This is a genomic window from Allobosea sp. 05T422_2 (assembly GCF_056396265.1).
In genome coordinates this window covers 1-11,345 of record NZ_JBFTLD010000225.1, presented here as the reverse complement: position 1 = coordinate 11,345, position 11,345 = coordinate 1, and the positions used below count along the sequence as shown (strand labels likewise).

At 67.4% G+C, this 11,345-nt stretch carries 12 protein-coding genes; 3 read left to right on the top strand and 9 right to left on the bottom strand.

All coding sequences use genetic code 11. The features are described from left to right. The 7 genes from thiL to glyA all read right to left on the bottom strand — a co-directional run. On the bottom strand, positions 1 to 686 hold a 686-nt coding region (gene thiL / locus AC1DJT_RS27930), incomplete at its 3' end, for a thiamine-phosphate kinase (RefSeq protein WP_476835305.1). Between the two features lie 7 nt (positions 687 to 693). Beyond that, on the bottom strand, positions 694 to 1,161 hold the full coding sequence (gene nusB, locus AC1DJT_RS27925; RefSeq protein WP_441478347.1) for a transcription antitermination factor NusB: 468 nt from the start codon (positions 1,159 to 1,161) through the stop codon (positions 694 to 696). Further along, positions 1,158 to 1,667 (bottom strand): 6,7-dimethyl-8-ribityllumazine synthase, encoded by a 510-nt coding sequence (gene ribH, locus AC1DJT_RS27920; RefSeq protein ID WP_441504746.1) that lies wholly within the window; start codon positions 1,665 to 1,667, stop codon positions 1,158 to 1,160. The genes nusB and ribH overlap by 4 nt, the downstream gene beginning before the upstream one ends. A 34-nt stretch (positions 1,668 to 1,701) precedes the next feature. Continuing rightward, a complete protein-coding gene (locus tag AC1DJT_RS27915) occupies positions 1,702 to 2,349 on the bottom strand; it encodes a riboflavin synthase (protein ID WP_441504747.1) in 648 nt (215 codons plus the stop codon). Beyond that, complete coding sequence (ribD, locus tag AC1DJT_RS27910; protein WP_476835304.1) at positions 2,349 to 3,479, bottom strand: bifunctional diaminohydroxyphosphoribosylaminopyrimidine deaminase/5-amino-6-(5-phosphoribosylamino)uracil reductase RibD; 1,131 nt, start codon at positions 3,477 to 3,479, stop codon at positions 2,349 to 2,351. Before ribD ends, AC1DJT_RS27915 begins: the two co-directional genes overlap by 1 nt. Beyond that, positions 3,472 to 3,969, bottom strand: a complete 498-nt coding sequence (gene nrdR / locus AC1DJT_RS27905) for a transcriptional regulator NrdR (protein ID WP_441488694.1) — start codon at positions 3,967 to 3,969, stop codon at positions 3,472 to 3,474. Before nrdR ends, ribD begins: the two co-directional genes overlap by 8 nt. A 39-nt stretch (positions 3,970 to 4,008) precedes the next feature. Next, positions 4,009 to 5,310 carry a serine hydroxymethyltransferase gene (glyA, locus tag AC1DJT_RS27900; protein ID WP_441504749.1) on the bottom strand — a complete coding sequence of 434 codons (1,302 nt, stop codon included), beginning with the start codon at positions 5,308 to 5,310 and terminating at the stop codon, positions 4,009 to 4,011. A 214-nt stretch (positions 5,311 to 5,524) separates the two neighbouring features. On the opposite strand from glyA, the gene nhaA reads away from it, so the two are divergent. After that, positions 5,525 to 6,733: a Na+/H+ antiporter NhaA gene (gene nhaA, locus AC1DJT_RS27895; RefSeq protein WP_441504750.1), complete on the top strand. Its 1,209-nt coding sequence runs from the start codon at positions 5,525 to 5,527 to the stop codon at positions 6,731 to 6,733. 32 nt (positions 6,734 to 6,765) lie between these two features. On the opposite strand, the gene AC1DJT_RS27890 is transcribed toward nhaA, so the two are convergent. Beyond that, positions 6,766 to 7,425 (bottom strand): GntR family transcriptional regulator, encoded by a 660-nt coding sequence (locus AC1DJT_RS27890; protein WP_441488697.1) that lies wholly within the window; start codon positions 7,423 to 7,425, stop codon positions 6,766 to 6,768. A gap of 175 nt (positions 7,426 to 7,600) precedes the next feature. Between AC1DJT_RS27890 and AC1DJT_RS27885 the strand changes: the two genes are divergently transcribed. Both AC1DJT_RS27885 and AC1DJT_RS27880 read left to right on the top strand, forming a co-directional pair. After that, positions 7,601 to 8,578, top strand: coding sequence for a Bug family tripartite tricarboxylate transporter substrate binding protein (locus AC1DJT_RS27885; RefSeq protein WP_441504751.1), 978 nt, complete (start codon positions 7,601 to 7,603; stop codon positions 8,576 to 8,578). A gap of 72 nt (positions 8,579 to 8,650) precedes the next feature. After that, on the top strand, positions 8,651 to 9,760 hold the full coding sequence (locus tag AC1DJT_RS27880) for an isocitrate/isopropylmalate dehydrogenase family protein (protein ID WP_476835303.1): 1,110 nt from the start codon (positions 8,651 to 8,653) through the stop codon (positions 9,758 to 9,760). A 90-nt stretch (positions 9,761 to 9,850) separates the two neighbouring features. Here the strand turns inward: AC1DJT_RS27880 and AC1DJT_RS27875 are convergent, their stop codons facing one another. Next, positions 9,851 to 11,092, bottom strand: a complete 1,242-nt coding sequence (locus tag AC1DJT_RS27875; RefSeq protein WP_476835302.1) for a L,D-transpeptidase family protein — start codon at positions 11,090 to 11,092, stop codon at positions 9,851 to 9,853. Positions 11,093 to 11,345: the final 253 nt, after the last annotated feature.

Genomic DNA, 11,345 nt, shown 5'->3' with positions numbered 1-11,345 from the left:
TCGCCGACGAGCCCGTCCGAGACATCCATGGCGGACGAGGCATGATCCTGCAGGGCAGCCGCCAGCGCCAGGCGCGGGCGCGGATGCAGGTAGCGGTCGGCGAGATAGGCGCGATCGGGCTCGCTAAGTCCGGCGACCCAGTCCGGCTTGGCCGGCGCATGGACCTTGAGGCCGAGCGCGCCGTCGCCGATCGTGCCGGAGACGAGGACAAGATCGCCTGGCTTGGCGCCCGAGCGCAGCACCATGCGCCCGGCCGGAACGCTGCCGAAGGCAGTGATCGAGAGCGTCAGCGGCCCCGGCGTCGAAACGGTATCGCCGCCGACGAGCGGACAGGCGCTCTCGGCCGCGATCTCCCCCAGCCCCTGGGCGAAGCCCGCGAGCCAGGGCTCGGTCCAGCCCTTGGGCAGGACCAGCGAGAGCACGAAGCCCAAGGGAGATGCCCCCTTGGCCGCCAGGTCCGACAGGTTGACCGCGAGCGCCTTGCGGGCGATCGAGGCTGGCGGATCGTCGGGCAGGAAATGCACGCCTGCGACCAGCGCATCCGTCGTGACCACAAGCTCGAAGCCGCGCGCCGGGCGCAGCAACCCGGCATCGTCGCGCAGGCCAAGGCCGCCCGCACCGGCGATCGGCGCGAAATAGCGCGCAATCAGTTCGAACTCGCCGGGTCGTTGGGGAGCGCCGGCCATCAGCGCGTCAGGCGGCCGGCGTGTCGAATTCGTCGGCGCGGAAGTCGCGGGCCATCTTGTCGAGCACGGCGTTGATCATGCCGATCTCCTCGCCTTCGTAGAAGGCACGGGCGACCGCGACATATTCGGAGATCACGGCGCGCGCCGGCACATCCTTGCGGAAGGCGAGTTCATAGGCGCCGCCGCGCAGGATGGCGCGCACCACGGCTTCGACGCGCTTGAGCGGCCAGCCCGCGGCGAGAACGTCATCGACCGAGCGGTCGATCAGGCGCTGTTCGCGGACGACGCCGCCGAGCAGGTCCCGGAAGAAGGCGATCTCAGCCTTGGGAAGCTCGATATCCTCGACCTCCTTGCCGATCCAGAACGCCTCGAACTCGGCCATCGCCTCGATGACGCCGCGTCCGCCGATCTCCATCTCATAGAGCGCCTGCACGACGGAGAGCCGTGCACCGCGACGCAGTTCCGCGCGGCTCATGAGGATTTGTCCGCGAGCGAGCGCTTGTAACGCAGGACGGCGAGCGCCGCTTCCGCCGCGCCGCCGCCCTTGTCCATGTCGGCACGATTGGCGCGGGCCCAGGCCTGGGCATCGTTCTCGACGGTCAGGATGCCGTTGCCGAGCGGCATGGCATAGGCCACCGAGACATCCATCAGCGCGCGCGAGCTTTCGCCGGCGACGATGTCGTAATGGCCGGTCTCGCCACGGATGACGGTGCCGAGCGCGACAACCGCCTCATAGGGGTCGATTGCCTCGTCGGCGGCCCGCAGGCCGATGACGATCGCGGTCGGGATTTCGAGCGCGCCGGGCACGGTMACGACGTCGACGCGGCACTCGGCCTTGTCGAGCACCGCGAGCGCGCCTTCGAGCAGCTCGTCAGCCAGCTTGTCATAGAAGCGCGCCTCGACGACGAGCACGCGTGCGCCGTCCAGGGGAGCGGCGGGAGTTGCGGCCTTATCGGCCGAGATCTGCCGGGGTCCGGCCATCGTTCTTATCCTTGTTGGATTTCAAGTCGGCTGGTTACCCCCCCGGGCTCGCCTCCGCAAGCCGCGCGGCATACCGCGCCATCAGATCGACCTCGACATGAATGCGGTCCCCCTGCTTGCGCTCGCCCCAGGTGGTGACGCTGAAGGAGTGCGGAATCAGCAGGACGGTGAAGACATCGTCCTCGACGCTGTTGACCGTGAGCGAGGTGCCATCGAGGCAAATCGAGCCCTTGGTCGCGATGAAACGCGGCAAACCCTGCGGCGCGCGGATATGGAAGCGCGCGGTTGCGCCCCAGGGCTCGTCGGGATCGGCCGCGATCGGCTCGATCTTCAGGATCGTGCCGACGCCGTCGACATGACCGGTCACCAGATGGCCGCCCAGCTCGTCGCCCATTTTCAGCGAGCGTTCGAGATTGACCTTCGTGCCCGCCTCCCACTCCCCGGCGAGGGTCTTGGACAAGGTCTCGGCAGCGGCCTCGACCTGGAAGATGCAGCCCCCCTCGCCATCTTCGCGGGGCTTCAGAGCCGTCACCGTCAGGCAGATGCCGGCGCAGCAGATCGATGCGCCGATCTCGATTCCCGCGGCCTCGTACGGGCTCGCAATCGCAAGCCGCTTCAGGCTCGGCCCCTTGTTCTGGGCCTCCACGATCGTGCCAATGGCGGTGACGATGCCGGTGAACATCAGGCAATCCTCTCATAACGCTCGAAACKGTCGTGGCCGATCAGGCCACTCTCCGCAAGCCGGTACAGATCGGGGTCGGCCAGCAATCCGGCAAGGGCCGGACGGACGGCGACGATTCCGGGCGAACCCAGCATACGCGGCGAGGTCGAAACGATGACCTCATCAGTCAGGCCCGCCAAAGCCAGTTTCTCGCCGATCGTCGGGCCGCCTTCGGAAAAGACCCGGTTGATGCCGCGCGCGCCGAGCAAATGCAGGGCCTCGCGGAGATCGAGATGACCGTCCGGTCCGGCTGAGACGCGCATGACCTCGACACCTGCCGCGACCAGCTCGGCCTCGTTCGCAACAGGGGCCGTTTCCGCCGCGATCACCCAGACCGGAACCTCGCCTGCCGACTGCACGAGCCGGGAGCCCGGCGGCAGGCGCAGATGCGAATCGAGGATGACCCTGATCGGCGAGCGATGCGCCATTCCCGGCAGGCGGACCGTCAGCATCGGATTATCGGCGAGCACCGAACCGACGCCGAGCATGATCGCGTCGTGATGCGCCCGCTGGAGATGGACCCAGCCATTCGCAGCCTGGCAGGACACCGCGATGGGGCCGCCTGCCGCGCTGCCCGCATAGCCGTCGGCCGTGCGCGCCACCTTGAAGGTCACCATCGGCCGCCCCTCGGTGATGCGCAGGACATAGCCGCGATGGGTGTGCCTGGCCTCGTCTTCGAGAACGCCGGTGGTGACGCTGATGCCAGCGCTGCGCAACAGCGCGAAGCCGAGCCCGCGAAAGCGCGGATTCGGATCGGCCATCGCCACCACGACCCGCTTCACGCCGGCCCGAATGGTGCGCTCGACGCAAGGCGTCGCGGCGCGGATGGTGCGGTGGGAGCAGGGTTCGAGCGTGACATAGAGCGTGCCGCCCGTCGCGGCAGCGCCTGCCCGGTCGAAGGCATGGGCCTCGCCATGGGGCCGGCCACCGATCTGGGTGTGGCCGCGTGCGATCACGACGGGGCCGTCCGGCATGTCCTGCGTGATCAGCGCGCCGACGCTAGGGTTCGTGCCGGTGGTGCCCAGCCCGCGCGCGCCATAGGCGAGGGTCTGCTGCATGAAGGCGCGGTCGAGCGCGCTCTGCTCAGTCATCGCCACGAATGGGCGGAACCACGCCGGCAGCCTCGATCTCGTCGCCGCTGAGCTGGCCGAGCAGCTCCTCGAAATCGCGGGCCTCGCGGAAATTCTTGTAGACCGATGCGAAGCGGACATAGGCGACATCGTCGAGGGATTTCAGCCCCTCCATCACCAGTTCGCCGATGGTGGAGCTCGAAACCTCGCCCTCGCCCGAACTCTCGAGCTGGCGGACGATGCCGTTGACCATGCGCTCGACGCGCTCCGGCGCGACCGGGCGCTTGCGCAAGGCGACCTCGATCGAGGTCTGCAGCTTGTCGCGGTCGAAGAGTGTGCGCCGGCCGGAGCGCTTCACCACGGTGAGCTCGCGCAGCTGCACGCGCTCGAAGGTGGTGAAGCGGCCGCCGCAGTCAGGGCAGACGCGGCGGCGGCGGATCGAGGCGTGATCGTCGGTGGGACGCGAGTCCTTCACCTGGGTCTCGAGGGAGCCGCAATAGGGACAGCGCATCGCGGCTCTTCTCCTTCAGGCGACGGGGTCGCCTTGTCTTCAATAGATCGGGAAACGTGCCGTCAGCTCGTGGGCCTTGGCCTTCACCGCCTGCTCGACGGCGTCATTGCCTTCCTCGCCATGCGCGGCGAGCCCGTCCAGCACCTCGGCGATCAGCTCGCCGACACGCTGGAACTCGGCGACGCCGAAGCCGCGCGAGGTCGCAGCCGGCGTGCCCAGGCGGATGCCGGAGGTGACCATCGGCTTCTCCGGATCGAAGGGAATGCCGTTCTTGTTGCAGGTGATATGGGCGCGACCAAGCGCTGCTTCCGCAGCCTTTCCGGTAATCTTCTTGGAGCGCAGGTCGACCAGCATGAGGTGGTTGTCGGTACCGCCGGTGACGAGGTCGAAGCCCTTGGTCTTCAGCGTCTCGGCCAGCGCCTTGGCGTTCTCGACGACGGCGCGGGCGTAGATCTTGAACTCCGGCTGCAGCGCCTCGTGGAACGAGACCGCCTTGGCGGCGATGACATGCATCAGGGGGCCGCCCTGGATGCCGGGGAAGATCGCCGAGTTGATCTTCTTCGCCAGCGCCTCGTCATTGGTCAGGATCATGCCGCCGCGCGGACCGCGCAGGGTCTTGTGCGTGGTGGTGGTGACGACATGGGCGTGCGGGAACGGCGAGGGATGCGCGCCGCCCGCCACCAGGCCGGCGAAATGCGCGATGTCGACCATGAAATAGGCGCCGACCTTGTCGGCGATCTCGCGGAAGCGGGCGAAATCCCAATGACGGGCATAGGCCGAGCCACCGGCGACGATGACCTTGGGCTTGTGCTCGACGGCGAGGCGCTCCATCGCATCATAATCGATGGTCTGGTCGACGACGCAGACGCCGTAGGGCACGACCTTGAACCACTTGCCGGACTGGTTGACCGGGGCGCCATGGGTGAGATGGCCGCCGGCAGCGAGATCGAGGCCCATGAAGGTGTCGCCGGGCTGCATCAGCGCCATGAACACGGCCTGATTGGCCTGGCTGCCGGAATTCGGCTGGACATTGGCGAACTGGCAGTCGAACAGGCGGCAGGCGCGCTCGATCGCCAGCTTCTCGGCGATATCGACGAACTGGCAGCCGCCGTAATAGCGGCGGCCCGGATAGCCTTCCGCGTATTTGTTGGTCATCACCGAGCCCTGCGCCTCGAGCACGGCGCGCGACACGATGTTCTCCGAGGCGATCAGCTCGATCTCGTCGCGCTGGCGACCGAGCTCGAGACCGATGGCACGCGAGATCTCCGGATCGGAATCGGCGAGCGAAGCGCCGAAGAATGAGTTCGAGAGATGCTTCTCGGCAGCGGCGTCACGACTCATGGGATGCTCCATCGGCGCTTCGGATTGCCGCAGGGGCCGGCAAGGGCCATGCGGCAGCCACGCAGTTCTGGCTGTTGCGGAATCTCGCGGCCGAGCCCGCTATCGCGCGCTCCGTAGCACGGTGGGGGCCGCCATTCCAAGGGCCGATGCGGGGTGACATGAGCGCGCGCCGCCTGCACAAAGGGCGGCGACAGCAGCCAGCAAGGAATTGAACGTGACGCAAGACATCGCCGGGAATGCTCCACCTGCCAGGCGCTCGCCATTGAAGGCCCTGCTGGCGAGCGAAGCGGCCGGCGGTCTCCTGCTCATGGGCGTGGCTGCGATAGCCCTGCTGATCGCCAATTCGCCGGCCGCGCCCGCCTATTTCAAGCTGCTCGGCAGCTATGTCGGCGGCCTCAGCGTGCTGCACTGGGTCAATGACGGGCTGATGGCGATCTTCTTCCTGCTCGTCGGGCTGGAGATCAAACGCGAATTCATCGAGGGGCAGCTCTCGACCTGGTCGCGACGCGCCCTGCCCGGCATTGCGGCGCTCGGCGGCATGATCGCGCCCGCCCTGATCTATCTTGCGCTGACGCGCGGAGACCCGGTCGCGATGCGCGGCTGGGCGATCCCGGCGGCAACCGATATCGCCTTCGCGCTCGGCGTGCTCGCCCTGCTCGGGCCCCGCGTGCCGGTCTCGCTCAAGGTCTTCCTGACCGCGCTCGCGATTCTCGACGATCTCGGCGCCGTCCTGATCATCGCCTTGTTCTATACCAGCGAGATCTCGCTGCCGATGCTCGGCATGGCGGGCTTGTGCCTTGCCGTCCTGATCGTTCTCAACCGGACGAACGTGACGCGAATCTGGCTCTATCTCGCCATCGGCGCGTTGCTCTGGTTCTTCCAGCTGAAATCGGGCGTGCACGCGACGCTGGCGGGCGTCATCCTGGCGCTGACGATCCCGATCGGCGACGGCAGCGGCAGCGACGAGCCCGAGCATTCCCCACTGCACATGCTCGAGCACAAGCTGCATCCCTGGGTGTCCTTCGTGATCGTGCCGATCTTCGGCTTCGCCAATGCAGGCGTGTCCTTTGCAGGCATGTCGCCGTCGAGCCTGCTCGCGCCGATTCCGCTCGGCATCGCGCTTGGCCTGTTCATCGGCAAGCAGATCGGCGTCTTCGGCTTCGCCTGGGTGGCGGTGAAGAGCGGACTCGGCACCATGCCGGCCAAGGCGAATTACCTGCAGCTCTACGGCGTCGCACTGCTTTGCGGCATCGGCTTCACGATGAGCCTGTTCATCGGAGCGCTGGCCTTCCCGGAAAATCCCGAACTCGGCGACGCCACCAAGATCGGCGTGCTGATGGGCTCGCTGCTCTCGGCGCTGGCTGGAGCGCTCGTGCTGAAGCTGGCTTCGGCAGGCCCGACCGGCGGCAAGCGCGGAGCCTGAACAGCGCTCCCCCAACTCCGGGGGGAGCGGCCCTAATCGCCGGTCACCAGCCGCCTCAGCCGTTCGCGCTGGGCCGAGCGGATATGGCTGCGCGCGGCTGCATCAGCTGCAACCGGGTCACGGCGCTCGACAGCCACGACCAGGGCCTCGTGTTCGGCATGGGCCTGCGCGGCGCGGACGGGGTCAAGCAGGGTCGAAGGGCCGAGCAGCGCGCGGGCGTCACGCAAAGCGTTCAGGGTCTTGAGCAGATAGCGATTATGCGCTGCGCCGTAGAGCGCGGAATGGAAGCGCTCGTTGTGGCGCGCCAGATCCTGCGGCTGCGCGAGCAACCCGGCCTCCAGCGTATGGAGATCGCGCAGCGCCTCGATTTCGACCTCTGCGGCATGGCGCGCGGCGAAGGCAGCCGCCGTGCCCTCGAGCACCTCGCGCATCGCATAGAGTTCCGACACCGCCTGATGATCGAGCGAGGCGACGACGAGACTGCGCGATTCGCGCGTGAAGAAGCCCTCCGCCTCGAGCCGGCGCACCGCCTCGCGCAGCGGCGTGCGGCTCATCTGCATATGCTTCGCCAGATCCTCCTCGCGCAGCCTGGCTCCGGGACGAAGCTCCCCACTGGCGATCGCGTCGCGCAAGCGCGCATAGGCCTGGCCTGCCAGCGAGGGCGCGGGCTGCATGTCGGCAAAATCACCCAAGACCATCTCCTCGCTTCGTCCGGCGCGCGCTCCGCCGGTCACGCGTGATCGCGTGAGCCAGCGCCGAAATCAACGCTTGCCTCGTATCAATTCGTCTCAGTATAATTCGGTATACCGAAATTGAGAAACCGTCGGCGAGAGACCGACGGGCAACGATCGACGGGAGGAATTGACGATGCGGAGAGTTGCGGGACTGCGGCTGGGCGCGATGCTCGGAGCGATGCTGGGTATGTTCGGCGCCGCTCAGGCCCAGGACTGGCCGAGCCGGCCGATCACCATGGTGGTGCCCTATGCCGCGGGCGGCGGCACGGACGTGATCGCACGGGCCGTGGCCGAGAAGCTGCAGTCGCGCCTCGGCGTCGGCGTCGTGGTCGAGAACCGCGCCGGCGCGGGCGGCAATCTCGGCACGACGGCCGCGGCGCAGGCGCCGGCCGATGGTTATACCGTGCTGATCAGCAATATCGGCCCGATGGCCGTGAACCCGAGCCTGTTCAAGAATCTCAAATACGATCCGGCCGAGGTGCTCGAGCCCGTCACCCTGATCGCCAAGGCGCCGCTGCTCCTGCTGGTGCATCCGTCGGTCAAGGCCAACTCGGTCGCGGAGCTGATCGCGCTCTCGAAGGCGCAGCCGGAAGGCCTGACCTACGGCACGGCCGGCCACGGCTCGGCCAACCATATCGCGACCGCGCTGTTCGAGCTGATGGCGCAGACAAACCTGAAACATGCCGCCTATCGCGGCGCCGGCCCCGCCCTCAACGACCTGATCGGCGGCCATATCCCGATGATGTTCGCGACCCTGCCCTCGGCGATCGGCCATGTGCATGGCGGCACCTTGCGGGCGCTGGCCGTCACCACCGCGGAGCGCGCCCCTGCCCTGCCCACGGTGCCGACGCTCACTGAGGCCGGGGTGCCCGGCTACGAGGCCAGCGGCTGGTATGGCGTCTTCGTCCGCAAGGGCACGCCGCAGCCGATCATCGACCGGCTGCGCAGCGAGGTCGCGACCATCATCAACCTGCCCGAAGTGCGCCGGAACCTCGAACTGGAAGGCGCGCAGCCGATCGGCAACACGCCGCAGGAGTTCACGGCCTTCGTCAAGGCGGAGCGTGAGAAATGGGCGAAGGTGGTCGCGCAAGCGAACATCAAGGTCGAATGATCCCTGCTGCCCGGCCCGCGCGGCGGCGCGCCGGCCGGGCAGCTCCATCCCTGTTCCGGACGCAGCCCTGCAATGACCGATACATCACCGAAAAACGCCCCCTTGCAGCTTCTCGTCCTGGACGGAGACGGCATCGGCCCCGAGATCAGCGCGGCCACCCGTCGCGTGCTCGACGAGGCGAGCCAGCTGTTCGGCTTCGCGCTCAACTATGAGCATGCCGAGATCGGCTTTGCCGCGCTCGGCACGGTCGGTTCGACCTTCCCGGAGAGCGTGTTCGAGGCCGYGCGTCGGGCCGATGGCGTCATTTTGGGGCCTGTATCCCATAATGACTACCCGCCGGCCGAGAAGGGCGGGCTCAACCCCTCCGGCCAGTTGCGCAAGCGGCTCGACCTCTACGCCAATATCCGCCCTGCCCGTTCGCGCGAGGGTTTTGAGCCGCGCTGCGGCAAGCCGCTCGACCTCGTCGTGGTGCGCGAGAACACCGAGGGCTTCTATTCCGACCGCTCGATGCATCTCGGTCCCGGCGAGATGATGCCGACGCCGGACCTGGCTCTCTCCTTCCGAAAGGTGACGCGACAGGCCTCGCTGCGCATCGCCGAGAGCGCCTTTGCCCTTGCCCGCCAGCGCCGGCGCAAGGTCACGGCCGTGCACAAGGCGAATGTGCTGCGGATCTCCGACGGGCTGTTCCTGGAATGCGTGCGTTCGGTCGCCGAACGCTATCCCGACGTCGCCTATGAGGAGAAGATCATCGACGCGATGGCGGCGCTGCTTGTCCGCGATGCCGGGGTGTTCGACGTCATCGTGACGACCAACATGTTCGGCGACATCCTCTCCGACCAGGCCTCGGAGATTTCGGGCAGCCTCGGGCTGGCCGCGTCGCTCAATGCGGGGCAGGACCATGCGGTGGCCCAGGCGCAGCATGGCTCGGCTCCCGACATCGCCGGCCGCGACCTCGCCAATCCCTGTTCGCTGATCGGCTCGGCCGCGATGCTGCTGAACTGGCTGGGGGAGCGCAGGCAGGACCCGGCGCTGCTGCGTGCCGGCCAGGCGATCGAGGCTGCGCTCGACCGCACGATCCGCCTGCCGGAGCAGCGCACGCGCGACCTCGGCGGAACGCTCGGGACCAGGGCCTTCACCGAGCGCGTCGTCGCCGTGCTGCGGGAAGTCGCGACGGCGGCCTGAGAGCAGCGCCCGACCACAGCCCATTGGACGCCAAATGAAAACGGCCCGCCAGAACCGGCGGGCCGTTTCAGGATGAGAGAGCGCTTGCTCTCAGATGTTCTGGTCTTCCTGCAGCGCCGCAACCGGCGCCGGGCCCAGGCCATCCTTGTTGTAGATGTCGTCGCGGAACTGCACGCCGCCATCGGGCGTCGCCCAGGCGGTGATATAGACCCAGTAGCACGGCACGGGATTGCTGATCCGGGCGTTGATGCGCTCGCCGGACTGGATCACCTCGTCGATCTTGGCGCGATCCCAGCCGGGCGTCTCCTTGAGCAGCCAGGCGATATAGTCGCGCACGTTCTGGACGCGGATGCAGCCCGAGGAGACGAAACGGAAATCGTCGCCGAAAATGCCCTTGGCCGGCGTGTCATGCATGTAGACGCCGTGCGGGCTCGGGATATTGATGCGCACGAAGCCAAGCGAATTGAACTCGCCGCCGGGATCCTGGCGGAAGGTGTAGCGGGTGGCCTCGTCCGAATTCCAGTTGACGCGATCGGGCGCGATCTCGCCGGCAGGGCCGATGATGCGGATCTTGTTCTCGGTGAGGTAGTTCGGCTCCTTGCGCATCTTCGGGATCAGATCCTTGCGGATGATCGAAGCCGGCACGGTCCAGGTCGGGTTGAAATTGACCTCGGGGATCTTGGTCTGCAGCAGCGGCGACTGCCGGTCGGCCTTGCCGACGCCGGCCGCATGGCGGGTCGCGACATGGCCATTCTCGACCGTCTCGACCGAGGCCGCCGGGATATTGGCGACGACATAGCGGTTGCCGAGATTGCCCGACCAGGAGCGCAGGCGCACCACATTGGTCTCGAGCTGGCGGATACGCCGCTCGATCGGCACGTTCAGGGCGGTCAGGGTGGCGCGATTGATGGCGCCGGTCGTCGAGAGCCCGACGCGCGACTGGAAGCGGCGCACTCCGGCTTCGACATAGGAGTCATAGATATTGCTGGTGCCGGCAGCAGAATCGAGATCGCCGGTGATGATCAGGCGCTGGCGCAGCGCGACCACGCCGGGGCCGCGCGAGCCGACGCCAAGCTTGTCAGTCAGCTGGATCGGGGTCCAGCCGCCGCGGGCGGCAAGGTCGCGATAGGCGACGATCGCTTGCTCCGTCGCCTGCAGCGTCTCGGAAGACAAGGTCGGGGTCGAGGACCGGGCAACAGCATTGYGAGCGCCTGAATCATAGCTCTGGCGCCACTCCGCCTGCTGAGCCCAGGCTGGCGCGGTCGCGGCCGTTGCTGCACCCGAAAGCAGTGCCAGCACGGTTTCGCGGCGGGTCAGGCTGAAATTCGACATCGTATCCCTCTTCCCTCGTCCTCAAGGAGCAAGACCGCGCCTAAGCGCCGCAAACAACAAGACCGGCTCCGCCATGGACGGCGGCCCGGTTGCGAGCGACGATCCAATACCACAGTTAACGTCTCGTGATGAGCGCGGCGTTTTTAGGGCATTGGCGACGAAGGGGAAGCAGGGAATGCAGCATGGGCGCCCTGCGTCGCGAAACTGCAACAGCAGCAGACCCGAGCAATAGCGGCCCGAAAGACTCCCGCAG

Coding starts and splice junctions, on each gene's coding strand:
- nusB (WP_441478347.1), bottom strand. CDS start 1,161: ATGAGCCGCGCGGAACTGCGTCGCGGTGCACGGCTCTCCGTCGTGCAG.
- AC1DJT_RS27915 (WP_441504747.1), bottom strand. CDS start 2,349: ATGTTCACCGGCATCGTCACCGCCATTGGCACGATCGTGGAGGCCCAG.
- nrdR (WP_441488694.1), bottom strand. CDS start 3,969: ATGCGCTGTCCCTATTGCGGCTCCCTCGAGACCCAGGTGAAGGACTCG.
- glyA (WP_441504749.1), bottom strand. CDS start 5,310: ATGAGTCGTGACGCCGCTGCCGAGAAGCATCTCTCGAACTCATTCTTC.
- AC1DJT_RS27885 (WP_441504751.1), top strand. CDS start 7,601: ATGCGGAGAGTTGCGGGACTGCGGCTGGGCGCGATGCTCGGAGCGATG.